The organism is Exiguobacterium sp. PHA03, from assembly GCF_041945985.1.
Classification (GTDB): domain Bacteria; phylum Bacillota; class Bacilli; order Exiguobacteriales; family Exiguobacteriaceae; genus Exiguobacterium_A.
This window is the reverse complement of record NZ_JAUTYQ010000001.1, coordinates 207,719-234,260: the sequence shown is the minus strand read 5'-3', so window position 1 is coordinate 234,260 and position 26,542 is coordinate 207,719. Positions and strand designations below refer to the sequence as shown.

Genomic DNA, 26,542 nt, shown 5'->3' with positions numbered 1-26,542 from the left:
AATCGATTTCGTTGACTATAATGAAACAGAGGTTAAACGAACGAAGGGGTTGGAAGTCGAATATGGAAACTGGAACTATCGTTACGATCGTACTATGGGTCGCGCTGATCGCCTACATCGCTTGGCGTTTCATGCCGGTCAAAGGTATCACGAAATTGTCACAGGAAGAATTCCGTGCGAACTATCGCAAAGCACAAATCGTCGATGTCCGCGAGACACAGGAATTCAAAGGTGGACACATCGTTGGTGCTCGTAATATCCCGGTCAGCCAAATGAAGATGCGCTCGAAGGAATTACGGAAAGATATGCCGATTTACTTGTACTGTCAAGGTAGCATGCGTTCTTCACAAGCTGCAAAAGTTTTGAAAAAAGCAGGCTATACGAATCTGTATCAATTAAAAGGCGGATTCAAGCAGTGGTCAGGAAAAATCAAACGGAGCTGATGCTTCGTTCATCGCAAAAAAAGGATCCCTCCGGAAGGAGAGATCCTTTTTTTATGGTTCTTGCTTATACATGTACTTCTTGTTTTGGTTCATAGCGTAAGACGGGCTTGCGAGCAGCAAGTGTCTCATCCATCCGTTTGACGACCGTCGTGTGTGGGGCGTTCAAAACGACATCCGGTGTCTCTTCGACCTCTTTTGCAATCTGGAGCATCGCATCACAGAAGGCGTCGAGTGTTTCTTTCGATTCCGTTTCCGTCGGTTCGATCATGATACACTCCTCGACGTTCAACGGGAAGTAGATCGTTGGTGGATGGTATCCAAAGTCAAGCAGACGTTTAGCGATATCAAGCGTCCGGACACCTAATGCTTTTTGACGTTTACCCGACAAGACGAATTCGTGCTTGCAATAGACGTCGTATGGCGCGTCATACGCACCTTTGAGACGAGCCAACATATAGTTCGCATTCAAGACCGCTTCTTTCGAGACGCGAGCGAGACCTGCCCCACCCATCGTCCGAATATAGCTATAGGCACGAACGTTGATGCCGAAGTTACCGTAGAATGGTTTGACGCGACCGATCGCTTCCGGGCGATCGTAGTCGAGGACATAACGCTCTTCTTCTTTGCGGACGATTGGTTTCGGTAAATACGGAATCAAATCTTGTTTGACTCCTACTGGACCCGATCCTGGTCCGCCGCCACCGTGCGGTCCTGTGAACGTCTTATGCAAGTTCAAGTGGACGACATCAAAGCCCATGTCCCCTGGACGAGCAATGCCCATGATCGCATTCGAGTTCGCACCATCATAGTACAGTTTTCCACCCGCCTCGTGAACCGCTTGTGCGATTTCGACGATATCCGACTCAAACAAACCGAGCGTGTTGGGATTCGTCAACATGAGTGCCGCTGTATCGTCACCGACTTTTTTCTTTAAGTCTGCTAGATCAACGAGACCACGTTCATCCGATAAGACCGTCACGGTATCAAATCCAGCGACTGATGCCGATGCCGGGTTCGTTCCGTGTGCCGAGTCCGGTACGAGGACTTTCGTCCGCTTGAAATCACCACGCGCATGATGATATGCCTTAATCAGCATCAAACCTGTCCATTCACCATGTGCTCCCGCCGCCGGCTGAAGCGTCACTTCATCCATTCCTGTGATGACCGCGAGTTTTTCTTGCAGATCATACATCAAACCGAGTGCCCCTTGAACACTTTCGACTGGTTGAAGCGGGTGAATGTGTGCAAACCCAGGGAGGCGTGCCATATCTTCATTGATTTTCGGATTGTATTTCATTGTACATGACCCGAGTGGATAGAATCCAGAATCCACACCATGGTTACGGTTCGAGAGTGCCGTGTAGTGACGGACGAGATCCAGTTCAGATACTTCCGGTAGCGCCACGTCTTCCTTCCGTAACATCGAGGTCGGTAACAATTCTTCTACTGCCACCTCATCGACAGTCGGTAACGGTAAGCTATAGGCGATACGACCCGGTTTAGAAATTTCAAAGATCAATGTTTGCTCATTCATGTGTGAGTCCCCCTAACGCTGTCACGAATTGATCCAACTCTTCATTCGTCCGTAATTCCGTTGCACAAACAAGCATTTCATTTTGACGCGCTGCGTCATACGATCCTAACGGTAAACCGCCGATGATTCCGTGATCGAGCAATTGTTGACTCGCACGTGTCGCGTCGATTGGTAGCGTAACGACGAATTCATTGAAGCTCGGTCCATCGTCAACGATCGTAAAGCCAGCCTGTTTCAGCTTTTGTTTTAATGCATGTGCCGTTTGCAAGTTACGTGTCGCGAGTTCCCGGATACCCCGTTTTCCGAGTGCACTCATCGCGATCGAAGCAGCGAGTGCATTCAACGCTTGGTTCGAACAGATGTTAGATGTCGCCTTGTCACGGCGAATGTGTTGTTCACGTGCTTGTAACGTCAGAACGAAACCGCGTTTCCCATTCTCATCGACGGTCTGTCCAACGAGACGTCCCGGAATCTTACGCATCAACGCTTTTGTCGTCGTGAAATAACCACATGTCGGTCCACCAAAGCTTTGTGGAATTCCGAACGGTTGGCAATCTCCGATCGTAATGTCAGCGCCAAGTTTACCTGGCGCTTCTAAGATACCGAGTGCCAGTGGATTCGCAGAGACGATGAACAGCGCACCACGAGCATGAGTCGCATCGGCCAATGCTTGTAGTTCTTCGACACGACCGTAGAAGTTCGGATACTGCACGATGACACAGGCGACGTCTTCGATGGCATCGAGTTGATCGATCCGTGTGACACCTTGCTCAAGCGCCAACGTCTCGACGTTTAGTCCTGGACCGTTCGCATACGTCCGAACGACATCGTGCGCTTCCGGGTGAACGCCATCTGAAAGAACGATCGTTTTTTTCTTCGTATGGGCACAAGCAAGCATGGCCGCTTCCGCTAACGCCGTGATACCGTCATACATCGACGAGTTCGCGACATCCATCCCTGTCAATTCACAAATCATCGATTGGAATTCAAAAATCGCTTGTAGCTCACCTTGCGAAATCTCTGGCTGATATGGTGTATAGGCAGTGTAAAACTCTGAGCGCAGTAACATATGATTGACGACAGCAGGTGCATAGTGATCATAGATGCCTGCGCCAAGGAACGATGGATATTGTTTCGTATTCATGTTTTGGTCGGCAAGCTTCGATAGCGTCCGAATCAAGTCCGTTTCCGGAAGTGGCACACCGACTTCTTCCAATGTACCGTTATCACGGACGGATGCCGGGATATCAGCGAGTAAATCTTCGATCGATGCTGCACCGATCGTCTGTAACATCGCCTGCTCATCTTCTGCTGTCATTGGTAAATAACGAAAATCCATAGAAATATCCCCCTTATTTCGTGCGACGATAAAACGGTGTCGCTGTTCGTTTCGCTGCTAAACGTTTTCCGCGTACTTCCACTTCAAATTGCTCTTGTTCCGCTACTTCTGCAGGAACGAGTGCCCAAGCAATAGCTTTTCCGACTGTCGGCGGCAACGTACCTGTCGTCACCACACCAACGACTTCCCCGTCATGCCAAACCGGTGCATCTTGACGCGCAATCCCTTTATCGAGTAATTCAAGACCGATCAAGCGTCGCGGTGCTCCTTGTTCTTTCTGTTGCAACAAGACTTCTGAACCGACGAACGGTTTGACTTGTGGTTTGACCGCAAAGCCCATTCCCGCTTCGATTGGTGAAATCGTTGCTGATAATTCATGTCCGTAAAGTGGCAGACATGCCTCAAAACGTAATGTGTCACGTGCCCCGAGCCCGCATGGTACGACACCTTGCTCAAGCAGTGCTTGCCAGACAGCAGGTGCGTCACCAGCTGCCATGTAGAGTTCGAATCCATCTTCCCCTGTGTACCCACTGCGTGAGACGATCATTTCCACTCCTGCAACCGTCCCCCGTTGGAACTTGAAAAATCCGATCTCTGATAAGACAAGTGGTGTCATGCCGGAAAGGATGGCTTCCGCACGTGGTCCTTGGACCGCAATTTGACCATATTGTTCCGATTGATTCTCAAGCGTGACGTCCCCTGTTAGATAGTGACGTAAATGTTGTTCGTCTTTTTCAATGTTCGAAGCATTGACGACGAGAAGATAGTCCGTTTCTGCCAAACGATAGACGAGTAAATCATCCACTGTCCCACCGTCTTCTTGGCATAAGACGTTATATTGCGCTTGCCCCACCGCAATCTTCGAAATATCGTTCGATAATGTAGCTTGTAAAAACGTCAGAGCATCCGGTCCGCTGACGAACAGTTCTCCCATGTGCGAGACATCGAACATGCCGACATTCTCCCTTACTGCAACGTGTTCTTCTTTAATCGAGGAAAACAAAACTGGCATTTCAAATCCCGCAAAATCCACCATCTTACCGGTTTGCGAAACCGTTTCGAATAACGGTGTTCTTTTCAATGTCGTTTGACTCATACAAATCCCCCTATTTACGAACGTTTTCACTCTCTCTTCTCATTAATGTTCTATTTTCAAATTCATCTTACCAATTTAAATCATAATTATCTAGTATTATTCGGAAAAAGGAACACATGAAAAAGAGAGAAAGGACCCTGTCCCTTCTCTCCTATTGTTTCATATTCTTCCCATGAAAGCCATTTCAAAATTGATCGATTCCGGCAGTTCGCTTGATTTCTTCTTGAAGTCGTCGCCCTTCCGTCACCAATTGGCTTGTTCCCTGCTTCACACGATTTCCTTCTTCGGTGATCCGGTTGATGTTCCCTTTGATTTGATCGATTCGGTGCGTTGTATGATCGATGTTCGTCTGCAAGGTTTTCTGACGAATCGTAAAGCGCTCCATCAATTGCTTTAATTGTTGAATATCCTGAGATAGCTTCTTTTTATAAAGAATGAATCCGAACAACACAAGTCCTACGATGGACAATAAAATAATACCTAACGTAATCCAAATCATGACTTTTCCTCCAATACAGTTTCAATCGCATGAACCAACCCTTCGATTGATGTCGTTCCTTCAATGCGAACAGTGGCAACTCCAGCATACAAAGAATAGCGACGATCGAATAAATGCTTCACCTGTTCCCGTTCTGTCACGAGTGGACGATTCGAGTCAGAAGCAATCCGTTTCCAGATGACATCAAAAGGCGTATCAATCCAAATGACTGTCCCTGCTTTTTTCATGAACAGTCGGTTCTCTTCTCGTTCGACGATTCCACCACCCGTGACGACTACTTCCGCGTTGCTGTTCCTTAACAATTCGTTCTCGTGTGTACGAAACCCTGCTTCGCCATGCTCAGCAAAAAAAGAAGGAATCGTTTGTCCATGTTTCTGTTCGAAGTGTTCATCCAATTCGTCGACCGTGTATCGTCCACGTAATCGATGTCCGACGGCTGATTTACCAGTTCCCATAAAGCCAATCAAATAAACCTTACTCATGTGTAACGACCGCCTCGATTCTTTGACCATTATCTAATCTCGCTTCCATTTTAAAGCCTTTATCGGTCACTGTACAGCTGACTTGCCCGATTGGATAGCGGAGGGTCTCATCCTTCGTACAATCTGCTTTTGCCGCGCGGATGAGAGATTCGAGTTGTAGTGCTTCTTGTTCCAACTGATGATGGCGCATTTCTTCGTCAATTTGCTGACAAGCGATTAAGAGCACGACTCCCATTCCCAGAAGTAACAGTAAGGTCTGAATCAAGATGAATCCGTCTTGACGCATCGGAAGGAACGTTTGCTGTCGTTCAACTGAATTGAGAGGATCTCGGCAGTGCTTGTCACAGTGTATTGTTTGACATCGCGAGCGTATGTCAGTTCACCTCCTTGTTCTTTCTTGAGGCGTAGTTGATCCTGCACACGGACGAGACGCCATTTCTCAGCCATCTCTCCCGGATTAACGTCCATTCCGCGAATCTCATCTCCAACGCGTTCACACATCGTACTCCGCCACATAAGCCGTTCTACGGTATGAAAGAACAGTTCCTCATTCATTCGATTGACTTCTGGTGGGCGAACGAGTGGTGTCAGCGTCAAAATCGCCAACAGGAGCAACGGACTGATCCACAGGACGAACGATAGTTCGAGGAGGGTCATTCCGGATTCTGCTCGCAAGACATGTCGTTTCATTGCACCACGCTCCTTGCTTCAGAACATAGGACACTGTTCGGTTTTCAACTTGATCCGTCGCCATCTGCTCAAGCTGTTTCGTCTCTTGTTCCCATTTGATTTGTTTCGTTCGTAAATCGAGATAAGGATCGATCGCTAGCATCATGAAGACACCCATCGCAACGATAGAGAGAATCACTTCGAGCAAAGAGAAACCCGCTTGTCGTTTGTCCTGCATACTTCTCACCTCACTTTACGGATTGCCATTTGATAGTTCCCAAGTAAGAATTTAATTTCATACTCGGCTGTTGCCGAACGGCAAGACCACGTCGCTGCATAAATCGAGTGATAGCTCTTAAAGTAGATGATGCGGTTTGACGGGGGAACGGCACATGTATGCCCATTCTGGAACGTTCGTTGCCATAACAGCCGGTCATCCGCAAGTACAAGGTATCCTGTCCCGTCTCCTCGAAATCGAAACTGCATTAATGCTTGATCTTGTTTCGAGTACTGCATGAGCCGAAGCGTCTGAATATCTTGTTCCATTAGACGAACCTCTTGTTCAAGCGGAATCCAGTCCGGTCGTTTTTCAAATAGTGCCGGCAACAACAAAACAAGTAAACAAGCAATGATTGTCAGTACCGCCGTCATCTCAAATAAGGTAAATCCTTGTTCACTTCGTAAGTTCGCCAGTCTTCGGATCATACGTATACGTCTCCTGATCACAGACGAGGGCATTCGGTTTATCGGCGGTTCCCCGATTGATCGTCTGGAGCGATTCTGGGTACTTTTTCTCTTTGGCGTAATACAAATTGACCTCCGAACGAATGACTCGAATGTTCGCCTCACAACTCACACCTTTCGCCTGATCCTTTCCACTTGTCATCGTTGGAATCAAAACGAGCAGTAACAACGAAATGATCAATAAGACGGCTGCCATCTCCAGTAAAGTGAATCCGTCCTGTCGTTTTAAGAATTGTTTCATCGTATCGTCTCCTCTGTTTAAAATGGAAGCTGCTGTATCGCTAGCTGAATCGGATAATATAAGATGAGAAACAACGTTCCTGTCATGATCGTCAATCCCCCGTACAAAATCGGCTCGATCCATAACAACTTTTTCTCTAACTCCTCTTCCATCGACTCATGCAAGAGCGTCGCTTGTTCAAGCAACAACGGACCAAGATCTCCACTTTCTCGCGCTAAATGGACGATTCCAATCGTCTCGGCTTCGATGATCTCATCTTCGCCAAGCGCTTCTGCAAGTGGTTCCCCCGCCTGTTGTTTAGCATGCAAACGAGCGTACAAATGACCTTTTTTATTCGTTTGTCCTTGCTCTAGATGACGAAAGGTCTCTTCGAGCGAAAAGCCAGCATCGATAAACGATCCTACTTCGATCGTGAATAAATAGCTGTAGTAGAGACGAATCAAACGCTGTAACGGTTTCAGTCGTAAAATACGGTTTAATGGAAAGAAGCGAAAGAAGAGGTAACCGGAGGTTAACAAAATAACGGGAATACTTGCGAGCATATATTTCGCAGAAGGGTGAAGAAGAAGATGAAGAAATGAGGGGAGAGTTTTCGGGTCCGACATCTCGAGGAGAGATGGAAATACGTAGAGGGCGTAAAAGAAGAACAGCAGGAATAGACTGGTCGCTAGGACAAGCGGATATCGGATCATCTTCCAAAACTTCGATCGCATTTCTGTTTCGAGGTCGAGCAGTTTCACGATTTGGCGAAGAACAAGCAATGGTCGCTCTGTCCTTTCTCCAACAAAAAGAAGTCGTTTTAAGGTATTCGTTAACGCAAGCGGTTCAAGGGATGCTGCAAAGGAGTCTCCTTTTTCAAGACGTTGCTCCATTTCTCCGACCACTTCCGAGAACGGATGACGCTCGAATCGTTTTAAAATGAGTAGCGTCTCTTTCGCGGAAATTCCTTTTGATAACAAGCGATGATATCGTTTTAAGAACCGACTTTGATCGCGGCTTGTAAGTTTCTGACGGTACAGCGGACATCCTCTCCTTTTCGCTCGAGATGAATGATGCGTTGACAGACAGCTAGCTCTGACTCTTCGATACCTAAACTGCGCAATCGTAATCGCGCTTCATCAATACTTCCAGCGTGTAGCGTAAACAACACGACGTGACCACTAAGGGCAGCATTCATCGTCAAACGTGCTGCCTCCCTTGTCCGCACCTCACCAAAAGCAATCCAATCTGGATCCGCTCGCAGTATTTCCTCAAAACATCGCGTAGCAGTGAAGCCTGCTTTTTCATTTAGTTCCAGTTGTAAGACGTTTGGTACCGTACATTCCACCGGATCTTCAATCGAGATGATTCGTTTTTCTTCCATTGCACTCATCAAGGAATATAACATCGTCGTCTTTCCTGCACCTGTCGATCCGGAAATGACGATACACCCATGTCGTTGTTCAGCTAACCATGCGAAGTCCAATTGATCATGTAACGTTTGTAAAGCCGTTTCTCGAGAGACTGTCGAACGATAAAAACGCCACGACATCGCATCCCCTTGTCGACTCGGTAACAACGAGACACGCATTCCCTTTTTCCCATGTGGATACAAGCCACTTTGCGGAATTCGTTCATTTTGTTCCTTTAAGTTCGCCTCATAGCGAATATGGCTGACAAGCGTCCGGTAACGTGTCAGTTCTACGTCATCTTGTTCACACAGCCCATCGCTCGTTCGACAAACGATTCGGACGCGAGTCTCGTTCGGAACGAAATGAACATCTGTTGCACCGAGTGCTTCGAATCGTTCCATGAGTTGTGTCGTCCATTCCTTCATTTCTACTCACCTCCCTACAGCAAACAATACACAAAAAAAAGAAGCCGACCAAACCGGCTTCTTTACGATACGTGTGCAATTGTCCGATGTTTACGCTTCGCTAATGTCTCAAGACCCGGTTTATCATACCCGATAACGAGTTGTTTTCCATCAGTGATGATTGGGCGGCGTAACAACTTCGGGTTATCACTCATGAGGCGTAATAACTCACTGAGTTTCATGTCTTCAATATCAATGCCGAGATCTTTGAAGGCTTGACTGCGTGTTGCGAGCAAACTTTCAATCCCGTCTGTCGATAATTTTAACAGTTCCATGAGTTCATCAACTGTTGGAGCATTTCTGAACAGATGACGTTCCTCTACATCAACATGTTCCTCTTTTAACCATGATTTCGTTTTACGACATGATGTACAGCTTGGATATGTGAAAAAGACTAACTCATTCGCCATTTTTGCTCCTCCTCTCAAAGTGTGGGGTTTCATTACAGTTACTATAGCACGACATTTTGACTTTGTACACCTTTTGTACAACTATTGTACAACTTTTTTTGAAACTTCATCTTTTGTTCACAGTTATTCCTTAACAATCACTAGAACAGGATAGACGAATGATTGTTTGCTTGGTAAAATAAGTACGTATATTGACTATCTGTCGGATTTAGGGGGTTATAGGAATGGGGAGAATGTACCGCGTACTCGGTTTCTGGACTGGTATCATCGCAGTCATGGCATTTATCGGCGCATTGGGTGGCGATGCAAGCTCAAGTGAGCATACGGATTCATTTTTAGTCATGGGCTTCGTCTTCTTGGCACAAACTGTCTTTTTTGCAGCGCTTGGTTACTTGCGTTTAACTGAAAAAACGTATGTCTATATCTTTGGAGCTTACTTAACTGTATTTTTCATCGTCTTTACGTACTGGTCGAACTTCCAGATGTAATGAAAAAAACTCGTCATCCTCTTGGATGGCGAGTTTTTTTGCTTATAGAAACGGATTGGTTTTCATCTCTTGTCGGATCGTCGTATTTGGACCGTGACCCGGATAGACTGTCGTGTCTGCTGGTAGTTCCGCAATGAGTCGATCAAGCGAACGCATCAATACGTCTTGATTCCCACCATAAAGATCCGTTCGCCCGACGCCTTGTTGGAATAGGAGATCCCCACCGAATGCGATTCGTTCTCCCTTGAAATAGAACGTCACACTTCCTGGTGAGTGTCCTGGCGTCTCAAGTACATGCATTGAAAAGTTACCGATTGCCAATTGTCCTGGTTGTAACAGGTGATCGGCTGGCTTCATGCGCATCGGCGGCATGCCGAATTTTGCCGAACCATTCCATTCTGGATTACCAAGCCAGCCTGCCTCTTCCGCATGAACGTAGACAGGAGCTTCCGTGAAGCGTCGTAACATATCCACACCACCAATGTGGTCAAAGTGAGCATGGGTCAAAAGGATTCCTTTTAAGGTTGCTCCTCGACTTTCAATTTCATCGAAAAAACGTATATCTTCTGTTCCTGGATCAATGACGAGACACTCCTTGTCCTTAAATAACAAGTAGCCATTCTCAGATGCCATACCGGAAGTGATCATGACGATTTCCATTCTATAAAACCCCTTTTCAATAGACTCTTCCCCTACTATACACGAAATTGTCGAAAGTTCCTGCAACGCCCTCTCGACTTTATCCCGAGAGTCGGATAAACTAAAAAGTGAGATTTAAGTGAAATCTTCGTGAAATTCATAACGTGATTGTTTAAGGGGGAGTACGTCATGCATTTGGATCAACCAATCGGTTGGCTTTTCTTCTTCGTCGCACTCGTCGGTGTTTGGGCCGTCGTTCGTTCACTTAAGAAACGCCAAATGTTTCCACTCGTATTCGCAGCCCTAACTGTCGTCTTATTCGGCTGGTTTGGGATTGCGACATTGATTTACGGCGGTATTCCATCGTAATCAGAGTACGCTAAAAAGAGAGGTGCCTCGAGCATCTCTCTTTTTTGTTATTTTATAAAAAGAGTAGACCTACTAGAACGTAGACCTACTCTCAGTATTATCTTACTTATTTTGAAGTTTGAAGGAAACGTAGCAAGTCGCCATAGATGACTTTATCTGAGAGTCCTAATTCTTTCTCAGATTGTTTCGTAGATTGTTTACACATTTCCGCTTGTTCCCCGTCCTTCACTTCTTCTCCTGTCTTACGGTCATAACATGTTTCTTGCGTGTAGACCGTCTTATCTGTTACGACAGAACCGTCACGGAACAACGCATAGTCTTTATGTTGTTTTGAGAAGAGATCAGTACCGAACAAGATCTCATTCTTGAAATCATGACCTAACAGGTGAAGCAATGTTGGTTTAATATCGATTTGACTCGCAACATTTTCGTGTTTGACACCTTTCGTTTGACCCGGTAAATGAATGACAAACGGTACACGTTGCAGTTGCGCAACATCATACGGAGTCAACTCATCTTTGTTCATGAGTTCTGCCATTGCAGCATTATGGTTTGTTGAAATACCGTAATGGTCACCGTATACCATGAAGATCGTATCATCCCACGTACCATCTTTTTTTAGACCTTCGATAAACTTACCGAGTGCCATATCTTGATACGCTAGCGCCTGAACGTAGTGGTTCAGTGTCGTAGAACTCGTTTCAAGCGGTGGTACGAGTTCATCTTCTGGTTTTGGCATCTCGAATGGATAGTGGTTCGTTAACGTAATGAATTTCGAATAAAACGGACGTGGTAAATCTTTTAACATCGGAAGTGACTGTTCAAAGAACTTGTCATCGAGTAAGCCCCACTCCGTCAAATCTGCTGGATCCCCTAAATCATAATCCGTCTCCGAGAAGAAACGATCTACGCCGAAACTGTTGTAGACGATGTCCCGGTTCCAGAATGACTTGTTATTCGCATGGAAAACAGCTGAGTAATAACCATCTTCTTTCAACATCTCAGGTGTTGCACGGAATTCGTTCTCTCCGTTCGTAAAGAATGCAGATCCACGACCAAGTGGATAGATCGAATTCTCAAGAATGAACTCAGCATCTGACGTTTTCCCTTGTCCTGTGTTGTGATAGAAGTTATCCCATGAATGGGATTCCTTGATCAATTTATTCAAGTTCGGTGTAATTTCTTGACCGTTTGGTGCTTTTAAACCAACGGCAAATGATTGAGCTGACTCAAACGAGATGACGATGACGTTCTTACCTTTATACTTGCCGAACATCGCCGGATTGGCTGCAGCATGCTTCGAATCGATGAAGTTTTGGACTTCTGATAACTCAGAGCTATCCGCAAGTGCTTTTTGCGCAGATGTCTTCGACTGGATGAGTGCGTCATACATATGGAAGTTAAATGTTCCGATATTCTTAACGAGTAATTCCCGGTCAAAGGCACGTGTCAATAATTCTGGACGTTCTGTCTCAGCAAGCGTCAAGTTTCCAAGGAAGACGACGACTGCTGCGACGAATGCAAGAATTGCGCGCCCACGTGACGCGACGTTTTTGGACATATCCATTTTCCGTAAGAAAAATGGTAAGATGATCAAATCGCCGACGATTAGTAAATCAGCCCAACTTAAAAGCGATGCGAGTGAAGCGGAAACCGTCTCTGCATTCGAAGTTTGGAACAATACTGGCAACGTCAAGTAATCATTAAAGAAGCGGAAAAAAATGATGTCCGCATATAAAATGATGGTTGCGACGAACAGTGTACCGTAGATGAACCATTTTTGGACATTTCCTCGGAAGAAGAAGCTAAATCCAAACATGAAGAGCGCTGAACTAATTGGATTAATTAGTAGAATGAATGCTTGCGCGGAATTCGTTACGGGAACGTTGAAGAAAAGTGTATACGCTAAATACGTTTTTAACCAAATCAATAAGGTCGCAATCCAAAAAAGCTTATGCTCTTTATAAGTACTGCGAACGCCTTGACCCATCTTTAGGCGCATTCGCGACCAGATGTTTGCGTCTTGCTGCATAAAAACCTGCCTCCTAATTTACATGTGCCTTCTGCTTTCAGTTCACACAACTTACATCATAATGTACATATACCCATATCACGTGAAAATTTTACGCTTAGTTTTACAAAAATGCAACCGGAATCCGGAAGATACTTAACAATCACACAATTACTATACGTTTGTAAACAAAAAAAAGATTCGCCGGAGCGAACCTTTCATTGAAATTGAATATTATCATTTTTTCAAGAACATTTGCTTAGCAAGCCATGCACACCCGATGACTCCAGCATCGTTTCCGAGTTCAGCAATCTTGAACGTCGTTGATCCAAAGACACGGGGTAACGCAAACCGTTCAAATTGCTGACGTAGCGGTGCAAGCAGTGTTTCACCTGCTTTAGAGACACCACCACCGATGACGATGATTTCCGGATTGATACTATTTGCTAGATTTGAAATCGCAAGTCCGAGGTGGAACGTCACATCCTCTACAACATCCGTTGCGATACGATCGCCTTTTTCATACGCTTCAAATACATCTTTCGCCGTCACTGCTTTAATGTCATTCAGTAGCGATTCTTGTCCTTTACGTTTCTCAAGACCAAGACGGGCGATACCCGTTGCTGAAGCAATCGTCTCAAGGCATCCTTTACGTCCACATCCACACATGACGCCACCTTCAGGCAACATCGTGATATGACCGATTTCTCCTGCCATTCCGACCGTACCGTGAACGATTTGTCCGTTCGTGATCAGACCACCACCGACACCCGTACCAAGTGTGACCGCGAGTAATTCTGTTGCGCCACTACCGGCACCTTTCCACATCTCACCGATCGCTGCTGCGTTCGCATCATTTTCAAGTACTGCCGGTAAACCTGTCAACCGTTCGAATTCACCAACGAGTTCAAAATTATGCCACCCGATGTTGACTGCCTTTTCAACGACACCCGTATTAAAGTCGATGAATCCTGGCGCACCAATACCTGCTCCGACAAAATCCTCTGGTCGTTTGTTGCTTTCTTGACACTTCTCAAAAAATGATTTTGCAATATCTCCTGGAATTTGTGCACCATCATTCAGGATCACCGTCTCAATTTCCCATTTTTCTACGATGATGCCTTGCAAATCCAAAATTGCCATCTTCACTGTCGTTCCACCGATATCAATGCCGAGTAACCATTTCATTGCTCTGTCTCCCCTATGCTCATATAATGTCTACTTGTTCATTTTAACGGACACACTCGCATTGCGCAAAGGGTTGCGCAACCTTAAACATTATCGGATTGTGAACGTTTTAATTCATGTCGTAAGATGAGTTTTGCTGAATCATACTGACGTTGCTCCAAAACGCCTGCTTCTTGCAATTCATCAAGTTCGAGCATCATCATCGCAATATCTGATGCTCGATCTCCTAGATAGATGAAGGTTCCATACGTCTTAAGTAACTGTTGTACATCATACAGTGTCTTCATCGACCATCGGCTCCTTTACATACGCATGTAGCAAATCATAGGTCGCTTGTAATGACGTCTCATGTGTTCGTTCGTAAGAATGGCTCGATTCGATCCCCGGACCAAATAGTCCGTGTCGAACATCATGTCCCGCACGCACTGCTGCCGAAGCGTCCGAGCTATAGAACGGATAAATATCAACTTTATATGGGATACTATTGCGTTGTGCTAGACGTGTTAGCTGATGACGTAACGCTAAGTCATACGGACCGGAACCATCTTTTGCACAAATCGAGACCGTGAATTCGTCAGAATGCTGACCATCTCCTAACGCACCCATGTCGACCGCGACATATTCTGCGACTTCTTCCGTGAATCCAGCATTTCCACCGAACCCAACCTCTTCGTAATTTGAAATCAGGATCTGGACCGTGTGTGGCAGGTCGATGGTTTTCCATTCTTTAATCAATTCAAGCAACAAAGCAACCGATGCTTTATCATCGAGATGGCGCGATTTCACAAACCCAGTTTCCGTATAGAGGAAACGCGGATCAAACGTCACGACGTCTCCTACTTCAATCCCCGCGACGCGCGTCTCTTCGGCTGTCGTCGAACGAATATCAAGTCGGACTTCAATATTATCAGCGGACCGTTCCGTTTTGTTCGTCTCGCGTGACGTATGGACACTCGAATGATGGAAAACAATCGTACCGGAAATTGTTTGACCGTCCATCTTATGCACGAGACAGTTCTCTCCTTCGATCGCTGTCCAAGCATAGCCCCCTAATTGTGATAAACTGAGTCGTCCCGTTGGTAAAATCTCTTTTACCATTGCCCCTAATGTATCGACGTGTGCCGTCAGTAACCGCGTGCGAGTTGAAGCACCAGGCAAAGTCGCTAAGATGGCTCCTTTCTCGAGTTTTCGATACGTGATGCCTTCTGCCATCAATCGCTTTTCTACGTATGTAATCGCTTCTTTCGTCGAACCTGTCGGACTTGGAATCGAGACCAGCTCTTCAATCGTACGTATGACTTCTTTCATGTTCATTCGCTCCCTTTCAATCGGACTACAACGTGCTATCCGCTTTGTTTTCATGATAACAAATATTCATTCTTTGTCGGTACTGATATCCTACATGAACTACGCGAAAAAGCTGTAGCACTTTTTTGCTACAGCTTTTTGTCCACACCATATAATGAACTTAGACGTATTTTTTCATCCAAATATCATCGCGGTATGTGCCATCTTCTAATTTTACGGAGTCTGGATCTTCGGCATATACTTCAAAGCCGAGCGATTCGTAAAGACTTTGCGCTGCTTCATTTCCTGATAATACGGCAAGAATGACTTGCTCAACGTCTGGTAACTTCTTCGCCTCGTCGATCAAGGCCTCCATTAGAGCACGACCGGTCCCTCCACGATATGCAGGCGAAACATATACTCCGGAAATCATCGCTTTGTGCGATTCACGTGACAGTTCATATGGCTTGACCTGACCAAACCCAAACAATACATCGCCGTCGAACATACCGAGCCAAATCTCATCGGAGTCGGGTTCTCCTTCTAGACCTTCTCGTACTTCGCGGAGCGGGGTTTGCTGTTCATCGTCAAACGAATGACCGAACGCATCTGGATGATTCTTTAATCCCTCAAGGCGTAGATTCCAGTATTGTTCTGCATCCTCTTTAGTTAATTTTCGAAAAGTATACATGACTGTCGATTCTCTCCTTTTTTGGGTTTCATGACGTACAAATAATAACGGAAAAACGCTTCTATCTCTTACTTAACCCTTTTCTAGTAAAATAAAACCTAGATTTTTTTCTCTTTTAATTTCACTTAAATACAGTAGTGATATTTGCCTCTTTTTTTCTCATAACAAAAACTCAAAGGTGGACACTAAGATACAGGATCACCATTTGAGTTTTTAAGCTCTCTATTTATGAGGTTTTCGTCATGCTTTGCGCCGTTAATCTTGCAAGACAGGTTCGAGTGTCTGACGCAATACATCAGCAGAATGATGAAACTTCTTCATTTCTTCTTCCGTCAACGCGACTTCAATGATTTCCCGCACACCTTGACGATTGATGATCGCCGGTACTCCGATGTGAATGCCGGAAATCCCGTACTGCCCATCTACATACGCCCCGACCGTCAACAAACAGTTCTCGTTCCCAAGGATGGCACGCACGATTCGAACAAGTCCAAGTCCAATCGCATAATAAGTTGCTCCTTTACGTTCGATAATATGGTAGGCAGCATCCCGAACGTTGATATAGATTTGATCAAGGTCTGCTTGAGAATAACGATCGTCCTCAGCAAGTAGTTCATCAATTGTTTTTCCATAAATACGGCTATTACTCCAGGCAGCGAATTCCGTATCTCCATGTTCTCCAAGAATGTAGGCATGGGCATTGCGAGAATCGATGTGAAAGTATTCTCCAAGCATTTGACGCAGACGTGCTGTATCGAGCACCGTTCCTGATCCAAATACGCGTGATTTTGGAAGACCGGAATATTTCCAAGCCAGATGTGCCATGATATCAACCGGATTGGAAGCCACGACGATGAGACCATCAAAACCAGAATCCATAATCTGACGAATCATTTCTTTCATGATCAATGCATTCTTTGCGACGAGATCGAGTCTCGTCTCTCCTGGTTTTTGAGGAGCTCCCGCCGTGATGACGACGACCTCAGCCTCTCGGCAGTCCATATAATCTCCAGCCCAGATCCGCATCGGTGAAGAACTAAACGGGGTTCCGTGGTTCAAGTCCATCGCTTCACCTTCTGCTTTTGCTTTATTGACGTCAATGATGACAAGTTCCTCACAAAGTCCGGCTGTTGACATCTGATAAGCAAAGCTTGAACCGACCGCACCTGCTCCGATTAACGCCACCCGTGTTACTTTCGCATGTAATTCCATCTCGTTATGTCCACCCTTTCATTCGTTCTAAGAGTTTGTTAACTATCTCACAAATAAATTGTAACATCTTTCACATTCTTTGTAATATGTGAAATTAATCACATTTGTCCATTTTGTGTCATCGATATCCTAACATAAGGAATTACCCTGTCATACTTTGCACTTACCAGAATCGGACGATGATAAACCCGATTCCACTCGCTAGACCACTCGTCATGACGTTTACCGCATCATTTCCAAGAAACCAAATACCCGATACGTAAGCTGTCGGTTGTCCATGATGCTCTCGTTTTTCCGTACGTTCCCCGCAAACTGAACATTCATACACGCGTTGCCACATTGCTCCAAATAGTGTATCGAGCAGACTTCCAAGGACACCGATACCTGTCACAAGTAAGGCCTCTGTCAAAGAAAGAGAGAAGATCCACTGCGCTGCTAAAGCGATGAACGCAGCTCCAGCAATTGTTCCTAACGTTCCGATTAACGACATCGCTCCGCTCGTTCCTGCTGGTACCCGTCGTAATGTTTTCAAAGACCATGGATCACGTCTTGAGAGTGGACCGATTTCCGAAGCCCATGTATCGGCATTCGATGCCGCGATGACGAATAGGAATAACAAGAGATATGCAAAATTCATCGTCATGGCGTAGGCTATAGCAGCGACGAACGCTACTCCTCCATTCGCAAGTACTTGCCATCCGTCACGTGCACCCTCTTTTTCGACGATCGCGTCCACGGATTTTTTTCTAGAACGCCCAATTTTCGATAAAAGACTCGAGCTGCCAAAGAAGAGTAAGAGCACCACTAAACCTTTCAAGCCGAATCCAAATGAGACACCACTGCCGACGAGCATTGTCAAGACAGCCCCGCTTGTCGTCAACAAGCGAAAATATCGTCCAGTCCAGGCGAGAATGAGACAAAATAAAATCGTAACACTTAACATCGGATAACCTCTTGGTCCGTGACGATGAGATCAACTGGGATATCGAAGTCTTCCACTTCAAAATCTGGAAAGAGCTGTTCTGAAAAGGCGATGGATACTTTACAACCTGTGTATGTCACGAGTGCACGATCATAATAACCGCCTCCCCACCCTAAGCGATAGCCATCCCGTCGATAGGCGCGTCCCGGAACGAGACAAAATCCCGCTTGATCAAGTGTAGTGCGACGAGCTGAATCCATTGGTTCTGCGATTCCCATCTGATTATGCTGCAATTGATCTTCTGGTCTGTATTCATAAAAGACCATCTCTTCTCCGACTACTTTCGGTATCAAGACCGTCTTGTCCTCTTGCCACGCTTGTTTAATCAATATGCTTGTATCACATTCATTTCGAAATGCTAACGTGATTGCGACACAAGTCGCTTGTTGCCATTCAGGCAATAACAAAACATGTTCGTGTATTAACCGTTCCTTTTCAGCACGGTTCTCCATCACATCTAATCTTTCTTTGATCAGACGGCGTACTTCTTGTTTGTTCATAACTGTCTTCCTTTCCACAAAAAAAGCCATCACACGAAGTGACGGCTTCCATCTCAATTATTTCACTTCACGGTGAAGTGTGTGTTTACGGAGACGTGGGTTGTATTTCTTCAACTCAAGACGCTCTGGGTTGTTACGCTTGTTCTTTTTAGTGATATAAGTACGGTCACCAGTTTCAGTGCAAGCTAATGTGATTTTAACGCGCATGGAATTCCCTCCTATCTAGCTCTCGATGTATCAAGTGATTTTGCTTTACATAAGGTTAAGCATACTCAAGTATCGTACCAAGAAAGGAAAGGAATTGCAACTGTTCATCCGTTCTTTTTCGGATTCGTCACGTGTTGATATGGTTTTTCAAGGTTCTCTTCAAAACGAAGGGGTTTCTTTTCAACGTGATACTCCTGTTCCACCCCGTTGCGTGACTCTTCCCGTTCTAGATAAACGACAGCCGATTGACGCAATGCGTCTCCTTCAAGTCGTTTTAACGCAACGACCAGACCACCTGAACGATCCGGAGAACGCTCACTCTCGACATCATAAACATTACTGACGAGTGGCAACTCTTTCATCTTGGCGATTGCCTGGGCAGCTGACGCTGTTTCCATATTGAAGTTATGGACGACTTGGAAGTCAACGATCTTCGCCAAGGCTTGCGCCTGACGCAAGAAGGCTAGATTTAACGCAGCCAGTTGATTGTATGTTTGAACGAGCGGTAGACCTGTCACTTGTACCCCGTATACATGCACACCCTCCTCGAATCGATACGCTTCAGGATGTTCCGTTACGACGTAGACGTTCTCTCCCGCTGCCGCTAGTCGTCTAGCTACATCACGAACTGGACGGTGAGATTGTTCGTAATCCCGAGTGAACATTAGAATACCATCCTTGTTCAAAGCAGCATCGCGTTTGACCGCAACATAATAGTCATGAGCCGTTAAGAAAACATCTGGTTCAATGTCTTCATCTTGCAAGAACGGATATTGTTGATAACGCCCTTCCAACCAGTCCATCGTTAATTCTTGTGCATCGAGACGACGTTCGGTTTCTTCAAAACGTAAGATATGTTCACGGAACCGGTTCGCAGCGTACTGTGCTGTCGTCTGTCCGTCTAAAATGAACGGCCAGTCACTTGAGACAGCAAGTAGATATTCTCGAATGAGCTGGCGTTTCGCCTTGACAGTCAATGCATCTTGATGACGATTTCGCGCAACGATTCCTGCTAGTCTCTTTTCGAGCTGGTGGAGATGGCGAATCATCCAGTCGTTGCGCTCGTTGATCCAGACTTCCGCATAGCCTTTTCGTCCCCACGTTCCCATCGCGACATGTGCCGTATCGATGTCTTGGAAGTGACGTTCGAGGAACATAGCTGGTGAAATCGACTCAATCGCCTGATCCTCTAGACGTTCCATCGCTTTACCAAGGAAATCAGGTCCTTCGAACCACCAGTGACCAAACAATTCAGCATCAAATGGTGCTGTGACGAGAAATGGCGGGAAGTCTTGTCCTTGATATGCATCTAAATGTTCACCAAGTGCTTGAGCAAAATCTGCTGCATGCTCACTTGTTCGTTGCCATGCCCAGTCACGTACGTAATAGTCTTTTTGATCCGTCTCACCTGTTACACGATGCAATTTCAACCCGGTATCATAACGTAAGCCTTCCGGATGCATGAACTCAGCAATTTGATCCCATTCCCGATCATACGCGAGATCCCGATAAAACTCACGATAATCAGGATGTCCCGGATACCCGATGACAGAACTCCAGATTTTTCCGGAAATGATTTGATCACGCGGGAAGAGTGCTACGCCGTGTGGAGAATAGACGGGTGCTCCGATTCCGTGTTTTGGTGCTGGATCGGCGTTTAAAATCGAATGTTCATCGACGAACGTATAGCGAATGCCTTCCTCATATAAAATCCGATCAAGTCCTGGCGTATAGGCACATTCCGGCATCCAAAGACCTGATGGACGGAATCCGTAATGGCGTTCAAAACAGTTCAAGCCTGTCTGAATTTCAGAGCGCGCCGCTTGTTCAGACAACATGTGAGGACTGAACCCGTGTGTCGCCGTACAGGTAATCAAATCAAGATAGCCTTGCTCTTTGTAATGGCGGAATGCCCGGTTCAAATCTTTTTCCCAGTGAAGGAACGTATTCAATAAATCTTGATAGCGGTCTTGATAGAATAAAAGAGCATCTCGTTCCTTTTGGTCAAGCTCTCGCTCCAGTTCCTGACGAATCAAACGTAATGTGTCCTCGATATGCTCGATGTAGCGGTCTTGAATCAGTGGATCGGCAAGCATCTCGATGACCGGCGGTGAAATACTGACTGTCCAACCGAGCGGACGTGATAAGCGGTCGACTTCCCACAATAATGGAATGTAGGTTTCTGAAATCGCTTCATACATCCACCGTTCCTCGAGACGATGCGCCTCTTCATGACGGATATATGGTAAGTGTGCATGTAAGACGAGTGAAAAATATCCTTTTCGCATAGCTTCTCTTCCTTTCCTCTCTCTAATTCCATTATCGGACGCGATCGAAATAAGAATACGGGCGTAATACCTCGACCCATTCCGGCTGTTCGACCTCACCGTATTGCCAATGATGCACGACTTCGGCGAAGCGTCCGTCTGTGACTGGTTCGTCACGTGGTGTCTCGACTGGTTTCGAACGTAGTACTGGAACGAAATCTCCATCAATCGTTTGAATGCCCCATTCAATGATGTATGTAGTATTCGGGGCAACTGGTCGAACGAACCAAGCATTCGTCATCTCAGGCAGTTCGAACTGATACGTACGATTCGCTTGTCCTTGTTCGTAATCGACGAGTGTGACGTCAATGATGCGTAACTCTTTACGGAACGAATCAAATGTCGTGTGATAATGCGTTTCTAACAACTGTTTCGACAGTTCAGACAATTCCCAGTAGACATATAACGCAGTCGGTGACTGAACGATTGCATGGAGAATATCATCTTCATAATGCGTCGCCATTCCAAACGCATCACGTTCGAGTGATGGCATCACTTGCACAGACGGTACGACATCTAATACCGGTGCAGTCGACTTTTTGGTCTGTTTGACAGTTTTTGATTTTACTTTCGGTGCTTCTACAGTTGGTTGATTTGTCAATGATTTACGATATTTGGTCCAAGCATATTTAATTTTTCCTTCAGTCGTATCCAATTGAGCTGCGATTTGTTTTGTTGTCAGCCCTTGTTCTTTCATTTTAATGATTTGCTCAAGCATTCCCAATCACCTCTCTGTCATTATTCACTTCTTTCCTATTCTACAAACGTGTTTCGAATCCCTTTACAAAAAAAGTAGGCAGAGGAAATTCCTCCTGCCTACTTAGTTCACCCATTTAAATCATAATGTTTTCCTTTTTCGAGATAGATCAGATGTTCCCCGACGTTCGTCAAGTGGTCACCCATTCGCTCGATATATCGGCAAATGTTCGTGAATTGCATGACTTCATCGACAACGATCGGTTGCAAGGACATATGACGCATATACTGACGGAGCGCCTTGTATGTCGTCTCATCGATGACATTGTCGAGATCAGACAGTGCTTTTGCTTTTTCGACATCTCCATCACGATATGCAACGATTGCGGTTTCCGTCATATCGAGTAATGTCTCAAACGCTTCCTTCAACAAGGAGATATCGATGACGTATGGAAATGTTTCGACACGAAGGACTGCTTTTGAAATATTTCCTGCATAATCCGCAATCCGCTCGAGATCCGATGAAATCTTCATCGCTGTGATGATCCGTCGTAAATCCGTCGCAACTGGTTGTTGCTTCGCGATTAAGAGGATCGCATCATCGTTGATTTCGAGTTCAAGATCATCGAGTTCATTGTCGTTCGCAATGACACCACGTGCGATATCTTGATCATATTTTTCGAGCGCCTCTGCTGTCGTTGCGATTTGTTGCATCGTTTTTCGTGCTAGTAAAAAGACTTTTTGATCGAGTATTGCAAGGTTTTCTCCAAAAATTGTACGGTTCGCTGCCATTCGTCTCGTCTCCCCTTCTTATCCGAATCGTCCTGAAATGTAATCTTCCGTCCGTTTGTCGGTCGGATTTCCAAAGATCCGGTCTGTTTGATCGAACTCGACGACTTCACCATTCAAGAAGAATGCTGTTTTGTCAGATACACGTGCAGCTTGCTGCATGTTGTGCGTGACGATGATAATTGAGTAGTCCGATTTCAACTCTTGGACGAGTTCTTCTACTTTTAATGTAGAAATCGGGTCCAGTGCCGATGTCGGCTCATCCATCAAAATGACATCCGGCTCGATCGCGAGGCAACGCGCGATACAGAGACGTTGTTGTTGACCACCCGAAAGACCGTAGGCATTTTCATTTAAGCGATCTTTGACTTCATCCCAAATCGCTGCTCGGCGTAAACTACGTTCCACGATCTCATCAAGGATTTTTTTGTTTTTAACGCCATGGACACGTGGACCATATGCGATGTTATCGTAAATTGATTTTGGGAATGGATTCGGTTGCTGAAAGACCATTCCGACAGACGTCCGTAATTCTTCAACACCATACTCTTTTTCAAAGATATTACGTCCGTGATACTCAATGACACCATTCGTCCGCACGATCGGAACGAGTTCGACCATCCGGTTCAATGTTTTGATGAATGTCGATTTACCGCATCCTGACGGTCCAATAATTGCCGTAACTTCATTTTTTTTGATATCAAGATTGACATCTTTAAGCGCGTGATCGTCACCGTACCATAAATTTAAATTTTTAACGTTATAGACGCTCTCGCGTGCTACTACTGGTTGGTTCATACGCTCTGCCCCTTCTGTGACGACTGATTTCGTATTCAGCTTCGTATCCATCATCTGTCTTCCTCCTTAAAAGAAATCCCTTCTATCTCGTTCGATTAATAGCGTTTAGAAAATCGGTTCCGAATCCAGATCGCAAGCGAGTTCATCGTCAAGAGAATGACCATCAAGATGATGATTCCTGCTGCTGCAAGACCTTGGAAGTCCGCTTGTGGACGACTTGTCCAGTTATAGATTTGAATCGGTAATGCCGTGAACTCTGAAAAGATCCCTTCTGGCGCACGGGCGATGAAAATGGCAGCTCCGACCATGATCAACGGTGCTGTCTCACCGATCGCTCGGGATACAGCTAAGATGATTCCTGTAATGACTCCCGGAAGTGATGCCGGAAGAACGACTTTGAACGTCGTTTGCCATTTCGATGCACCGAGTGCGAGTGATGCATGGCGCATCGCTTGTGGCACGGCGCGAATTGCTTCTTGAGAAGAAACGATGACGACCGGAAGACTCATCAATGCGAGTGTCAAAGCTCCAGCAATCAACGTCGAACCGAAGCCCATATTACGGACGAAGAACGTTAATCCGAGTAAACCAAAGACGATCGACGGAACACCTGCGAGGTTCGAGATATTGACCTCGATGAACGATGTCATCCGACTCTTTTTTGCATATTCTTCTAAATAAATTGCTGCTCCAACACCAATGATGAAAATCATCGGGATGATCAGGAGCATCAAGAAGATCGATCCCATTAACGCTGGATAGATTCCGGCACGTTCCGCACGACGAGATGGTGCGTTTTGTAGAAATTCAAGTGATAACCACGAAGCACCGTCACGGATGACGCCGAATAGGAGAATACCTAAGACGACGAGACCGAAAAACAGACCGACGAGGAAAATGACTTTCGTTACATTGTTGACGACGAGGCGTTGGCTAATGGATTTCTTAACTGCGACCGGATCGATGAATTTTTTTGTGACAGGTTGCTTTTCTGGTAAGGCCATCTTAATACTCCTCTCTGAAGCGGCGTGTGATCCAGTTCGCGAGTAAGTTCATCAATAACGTAAAGACGAACAAGAGCGTACCAACCGCATAGATACTGTAATATTCAACTGTTCCAAATCCAGCATCGCCTAAAGCGACCTGAACGATATACGCAGTCATCGTCTGGACCGGCTCGAGTGGATTAACAGCAGCTGTCGGATTCGAACCACCAGCGATCGTCACGATCATCGTCTCACCAATTGCCCGAGACATTCCGAGTACGATTGAAGCAATGATTCCGGACAAGGCAGCGGGAACAACGACTTTTAATGCGACTTCAAGACGTGTCGAACCAAGAGCAAGCGCACCGTCACGAATTTTTTTAGGAACAGAGCTCATCGCATCCTCAGAAATCGAGGCGATCATTGGAATGATCATGATACCGACGACGATCCCCGGACTGAGCGCATTGTAGATTTGAATGCCTGGAATTAATTTAACGAGTAGTGGTGTGACGAACGTCAACGCGAAGAATCCGAAAACGATCGTCGGAACACCAGCTAAGACTTCTAAAATCGGTTTTAAGATACGGCGTGCACGGTCTGACGCATACTCACTTAAATAAATCGCAGACGTGAGGCCGATCGGCACGGCAACTAGCATCGCAATCACGGTAATCTCAAGTGTACCGACGACAAGCGGCCAAATCCCATACTCTGGTTGAGAGTTCAGTGGATACCAGCTCGTACTGCCGAAAAATTCCTTGAACGGAACGACTTCAAAGAAATGCTCGGTTTCAATGACTAACGTGAGAATGATGCCGATGGTCGTAACGACCGAGACGAACGCACACAGAAATAAAACGATCGGCATGATGCGTTCCATGACGTTTTTCACACTGAATTTTTGCTGTCGGTTCTGTTGAATCAGCTCGCGAACCGATTTATTGGGTGTTGAATTCATCCTTCTTCGCTCCCTACTCCTTCTTGACATGAGAACGGGACCCAACCGGTACAGACTTCCCCGGTTGGGCCATCCTCATGACTCGATGATTATTTCATTGCATCTTCGATTGCTTTTGTGTTTTCATCGTAACGATCTTGTGGCATTTTGATATAACCGACTTCTTCAGCTAAATCTCCAGCGTTTTCGTTCGTGAATTTCACGAAGTCTGCCACCTGTTTTTTATCGTTCAATGATTTGTTGTTGACGTACGTGTAGATTTCACGTGACAGCGGGTAAGATAAATCCTTGATTGTTTCTGGTGTTGGATCGACAGCATCTTTTCCTTCAGCTGAAAGTGGTACTTCTTTTAACTTATCTTTATTTTCAGCGTAGTAGGCATAACCGAAGTAACCGATCGCACCTTTCGTTCCTTCAACCCCTTTGACGAGTACATTATCGTCCTCAGACAGTTGAACGTCTTTACGCATGTCTTTCTTCTCAAGTACTTTTTCAGAGAAGAAGTCGAATGTTCCTGAATCTTTCCCTGGGCTGAAGAACTTCAGTGGTTCAGCCGGATAAGAAGAATCAACATCTTTCCAAGTCTTAACGTTTGGGTCGAGCCAAATCTTTTCGAGTTGATCAAGCGAGAGTTCTTTTACCCATGTATTATCTTTGCTGACTGCAACAGTTAGACCATCATATGCAAGTGAAAGTTTTGTATATTCGATGTTGTTCTTTTTCGCTTCAGCTGCTTCTTCTTCTTTAATTTCACGCGATGCGTTCGAAAGATCCGTTTCACCGACGACGAAGCGTTTGAATCCGCCACCCGTACCAGAGACACCGACTGTGACATTTACGTCAGGTTGTTCCGTTGAATATTCTTCACCGACAGCTTCCATGATCGGGAAGACTGTAGAAGAACCGTCGATTGCGATTTTCCCTTTTAAATCAGATGAACTAGCAGAACCGCCTTTATCGTTACCACATGCTGCCCCCACTACTGCGATTGATGCTACCGTTGTAATGAGTGCTGTTTTTTTCATCCAAGACATGATTAATTTTCCTCCTCGAAAGTATGTCGCTGACGATGCTACGACTTTTTATCCGTTTTCCTTAC

33 protein-coding genes are annotated in these 26,542 nt (G+C 45.6%); 3 read left to right on the top strand and 30 right to left on the bottom strand.

All coding sequences use genetic code 11. The features are described from left to right. Positions 1-62: 62 nt before the first annotated feature. The gene (locus Q7C19_RS01205; RefSeq protein ID WP_035409116.1) at positions 63-443 is read left to right on the top strand and encodes a rhodanese-like domain-containing protein; all 381 of its coding nucleotides are present in this window, start codon (positions 63-65) and stop codon (positions 441-443) included. A gap of 64 nt (positions 444-507) precedes the next feature. Here the strand turns inward: Q7C19_RS01205 and gcvPB are convergent, their stop codons facing one another. From gcvPB to Q7C19_RS01140, 13 genes are all read right to left on the bottom strand, one after another. Next, the gene (gene gcvPB, locus Q7C19_RS01200; RefSeq protein ID WP_035409117.1) at positions 508-1,977 is read right to left on the bottom strand and encodes an aminomethyl-transferring glycine dehydrogenase subunit GcvPB; all 1,470 of its coding nucleotides are present in this window, start codon (positions 1,975-1,977) and stop codon (positions 508-510) included. Further along, positions 1,970-3,316 (bottom strand): aminomethyl-transferring glycine dehydrogenase subunit GcvPA, encoded by a 1,347-nt coding sequence (gcvPA, locus tag Q7C19_RS01195; protein WP_056060214.1) that lies wholly within the window; start codon positions 3,314-3,316, stop codon positions 1,970-1,972. The genes gcvPB and gcvPA overlap by 8 nt, the downstream gene beginning before the upstream one ends. A gap of 13 nt (positions 3,317-3,329) precedes the next feature. Continuing rightward, on the bottom strand, positions 3,330-4,412 hold the full coding sequence (gene gcvT, locus Q7C19_RS01190) for a glycine cleavage system aminomethyltransferase GcvT (protein WP_035409121.1): 1,083 nt from the start codon (positions 4,410-4,412) through the stop codon (positions 3,330-3,332). Positions 4,413-4,596: 184 nt separating this feature from the next. Continuing rightward, the gene (locus Q7C19_RS01185) at positions 4,597-4,911 is read right to left on the bottom strand and encodes a hypothetical protein (RefSeq protein WP_375091435.1); all 315 of its coding nucleotides are present in this window, start codon (positions 4,909-4,911) and stop codon (positions 4,597-4,599) included. Next, positions 4,908-5,393, bottom strand: coding sequence for a shikimate kinase (locus Q7C19_RS01180; protein WP_375091434.1), 486 nt, complete (start codon positions 5,391-5,393; stop codon positions 4,908-4,910). The genes Q7C19_RS01185 and Q7C19_RS01180 overlap by 4 nt, the downstream gene beginning before the upstream one ends. Further along, positions 5,386-5,679, bottom strand: a complete 294-nt coding sequence (locus Q7C19_RS01175) for a hypothetical protein (protein WP_035409126.1) — start codon at positions 5,677-5,679, stop codon at positions 5,386-5,388. The genes Q7C19_RS01180 and Q7C19_RS01175 overlap by 8 nt, the downstream gene beginning before the upstream one ends. After that, positions 5,655-6,050, bottom strand: coding sequence for a hypothetical protein (locus tag Q7C19_RS01170; RefSeq protein WP_329470334.1), 396 nt, complete (start codon positions 6,048-6,050; stop codon positions 5,655-5,657). The genes Q7C19_RS01175 and Q7C19_RS01170 overlap by 25 nt, the downstream gene beginning before the upstream one ends. Further along, positions 5,941-6,300, bottom strand: coding sequence for a type II secretion system protein (locus tag Q7C19_RS01165; RefSeq protein WP_081780392.1), 360 nt, complete (start codon positions 6,298-6,300; stop codon positions 5,941-5,943). Before Q7C19_RS01165 ends, Q7C19_RS01170 begins: the two co-directional genes overlap by 110 nt. A 5-nt stretch (positions 6,301-6,305) precedes the next feature. Next, positions 6,306-6,767, bottom strand: coding sequence for a prepilin-type N-terminal cleavage/methylation domain-containing protein (locus Q7C19_RS01160; RefSeq protein ID WP_035409128.1), 462 nt, complete (start codon positions 6,765-6,767; stop codon positions 6,306-6,308). Further along, a complete protein-coding gene (locus Q7C19_RS01155) occupies positions 6,736-7,047 on the bottom strand; it encodes a competence type IV pilus major pilin ComGC (protein WP_023467559.1) in 312 nt (103 codons plus the stop codon). The genes Q7C19_RS01160 and Q7C19_RS01155 overlap by 32 nt, the downstream gene beginning before the upstream one ends. Before the next feature lie 17 nt (positions 7,048-7,064). Further along, positions 7,065-8,006, bottom strand: a complete 942-nt coding sequence (locus Q7C19_RS01150; RefSeq protein ID WP_290748904.1) for a type II secretion system F family protein — start codon at positions 8,004-8,006, stop codon at positions 7,065-7,067. A 14-nt stretch (positions 8,007-8,020) separates the two neighbouring features. Further along, a complete protein-coding gene (locus tag Q7C19_RS01145) occupies positions 8,021-8,863 on the bottom strand; it encodes an ATPase, T2SS/T4P/T4SS family (protein ID WP_056060197.1) in 843 nt (280 codons plus the stop codon). Between the two features lie 62 nt (positions 8,864-8,925). Beyond that, positions 8,926-9,312 (bottom strand): Spx/MgsR family RNA polymerase-binding regulatory protein, encoded by a 387-nt coding sequence (locus Q7C19_RS01140; protein WP_035409130.1) that lies wholly within the window; start codon positions 9,310-9,312, stop codon positions 8,926-8,928. Between the two features lie 224 nt (positions 9,313-9,536). On the opposite strand from Q7C19_RS01140, the gene Q7C19_RS01135 reads away from it, so the two are divergent. Continuing rightward, positions 9,537-9,800 carry a DUF2626 family protein gene (locus Q7C19_RS01135; protein WP_023467555.1) on the top strand — a complete coding sequence of 88 codons (264 nt, stop codon included), beginning with the start codon at positions 9,537-9,539 and terminating at the stop codon, positions 9,798-9,800. Positions 9,801-9,842: 42 nt separating this feature from the next. Here Q7C19_RS01135 and Q7C19_RS01130 read toward each other — a convergent pair whose 3' ends face one another. Then, complete coding sequence (locus Q7C19_RS01130; RefSeq protein WP_375091433.1) at positions 9,843-10,460, bottom strand: MBL fold metallo-hydrolase; 618 nt, start codon at positions 10,458-10,460, stop codon at positions 9,843-9,845. A gap of 168 nt (positions 10,461-10,628) precedes the next feature. Here Q7C19_RS01130 and Q7C19_RS01125 point away from each other — a divergent pair, with 168 nt between their 5' ends. Then, positions 10,629-10,808 carry a DUF2759 domain-containing protein gene (locus Q7C19_RS01125; RefSeq protein WP_035409134.1) on the top strand — a complete coding sequence of 60 codons (180 nt, stop codon included), beginning with the start codon at positions 10,629-10,631 and terminating at the stop codon, positions 10,806-10,808. Between the two features lie 106 nt (positions 10,809-10,914). Here the strand turns inward: Q7C19_RS01125 and Q7C19_RS01120 are convergent, their stop codons facing one another. The 16 genes from Q7C19_RS01120 to Q7C19_RS01045 all read right to left on the bottom strand — a co-directional run bounded on the left by Q7C19_RS01120 (position 10,915) and on the right by Q7C19_RS01045 (position 26,477). After that, positions 10,915-12,840, bottom strand: a complete 1,926-nt coding sequence (locus Q7C19_RS01120) for an LTA synthase family protein (protein ID WP_035409136.1) — start codon at positions 12,838-12,840, stop codon at positions 10,915-10,917. Between the two features lie 216 nt (positions 12,841-13,056). Next, positions 13,057-14,007, bottom strand: a complete 951-nt coding sequence (locus Q7C19_RS01115; RefSeq protein ID WP_375091432.1) for an ROK family glucokinase — start codon at positions 14,005-14,007, stop codon at positions 13,057-13,059. Between the two features lie 83 nt (positions 14,008-14,090). Then, positions 14,091-14,294 carry a YqgQ family protein gene (locus Q7C19_RS01110; protein WP_035409139.1) on the bottom strand — a complete coding sequence of 68 codons (204 nt, stop codon included), beginning with the start codon at positions 14,292-14,294 and terminating at the stop codon, positions 14,091-14,093. Further along, positions 14,278-15,315, bottom strand: coding sequence for a M42 family metallopeptidase (locus tag Q7C19_RS01105; protein WP_081780393.1), 1,038 nt, complete (start codon positions 15,313-15,315; stop codon positions 14,278-14,280). The genes Q7C19_RS01110 and Q7C19_RS01105 overlap by 17 nt, the downstream gene beginning before the upstream one ends. Positions 15,316-15,475: 160 nt before the next feature. Continuing rightward, complete coding sequence (locus Q7C19_RS01100; protein ID WP_035409143.1) at positions 15,476-15,985, bottom strand: GNAT family N-acetyltransferase; 510 nt, start codon at positions 15,983-15,985, stop codon at positions 15,476-15,478. Positions 15,986-16,240: 255 nt separating this feature from the next. Further along, positions 16,241-17,197 (bottom strand): L-lactate dehydrogenase, encoded by a 957-nt coding sequence (locus Q7C19_RS01095; RefSeq protein WP_035409145.1) that lies wholly within the window; start codon positions 17,195-17,197, stop codon positions 16,241-16,243. A gap of 163 nt (positions 17,198-17,360) precedes the next feature. Then, on the bottom strand, positions 17,361-18,140 hold the full coding sequence (locus Q7C19_RS01090) for a DUF92 domain-containing protein (protein ID WP_056060181.1): 780 nt from the start codon (positions 18,138-18,140) through the stop codon (positions 17,361-17,363). Then, entirely contained in the window at positions 18,134-18,679 is a 546-nt protein-coding gene (locus Q7C19_RS01085; RefSeq protein WP_035409149.1) for a 5-formyltetrahydrofolate cyclo-ligase, read from the bottom strand. Before Q7C19_RS01085 ends, Q7C19_RS01090 begins: the two co-directional genes overlap by 7 nt. Positions 18,680-18,736: 57 nt before the next feature. After that, entirely contained in the window at positions 18,737-18,886 is a 150-nt protein-coding gene (rpmG, locus tag Q7C19_RS01080; protein ID WP_012369771.1) for a 50S ribosomal protein L33, read from the bottom strand. A 104-nt stretch (positions 18,887-18,990) separates the two neighbouring features. Continuing rightward, positions 18,991-21,174: a 1,4-alpha-glucan branching protein domain-containing protein gene (locus tag Q7C19_RS01075; RefSeq protein ID WP_035409150.1), complete on the bottom strand. Its 2,184-nt coding sequence runs from the start codon at positions 21,172-21,174 to the stop codon at positions 18,991-18,993. A gap of 31 nt (positions 21,175-21,205) precedes the next feature. Next, the gene (locus tag Q7C19_RS01070; RefSeq protein ID WP_035409152.1) at positions 21,206-21,931 is read right to left on the bottom strand and encodes a DUF4912 domain-containing protein; all 726 of its coding nucleotides are present in this window, start codon (positions 21,929-21,931) and stop codon (positions 21,206-21,208) included. Positions 21,932-22,038: 107 nt separating this feature from the next. Further along, on the bottom strand, positions 22,039-22,701 hold the full coding sequence (gene phoU / locus Q7C19_RS01065; protein WP_035409154.1) for a phosphate signaling complex protein PhoU: 663 nt from the start codon (positions 22,699-22,701) through the stop codon (positions 22,039-22,041). 18 nt (positions 22,702-22,719) lie between these two features. Beyond that, complete coding sequence (pstB, locus tag Q7C19_RS01060) at positions 22,720-23,496, bottom strand: phosphate ABC transporter ATP-binding protein PstB (RefSeq protein WP_052019099.1); 777 nt, start codon at positions 23,494-23,496, stop codon at positions 22,720-22,722. Between the two features lie 95 nt (positions 23,497-23,591). Next, entirely contained in the window at positions 23,592-24,500 is a 909-nt protein-coding gene (gene pstA, locus Q7C19_RS01055; protein WP_035409158.1) for a phosphate ABC transporter permease PstA, read from the bottom strand. Position 24,501: 1 nt separating this feature from the next. Then, positions 24,502-25,443 carry a phosphate ABC transporter permease subunit PstC gene (gene pstC / locus Q7C19_RS01050; protein WP_035409160.1) on the bottom strand — a complete coding sequence of 314 codons (942 nt, stop codon included), beginning with the start codon at positions 25,441-25,443 and terminating at the stop codon, positions 24,502-24,504. Positions 25,444-25,532: 89 nt separating this feature from the next. After that, positions 25,533-26,477: a PstS family phosphate ABC transporter substrate-binding protein gene (locus Q7C19_RS01045; protein WP_035409162.1), complete on the bottom strand. Its 945-nt coding sequence runs from the start codon at positions 26,475-26,477 to the stop codon at positions 25,533-25,535. Positions 26,478-26,542: the final 65 nt, after the last annotated feature.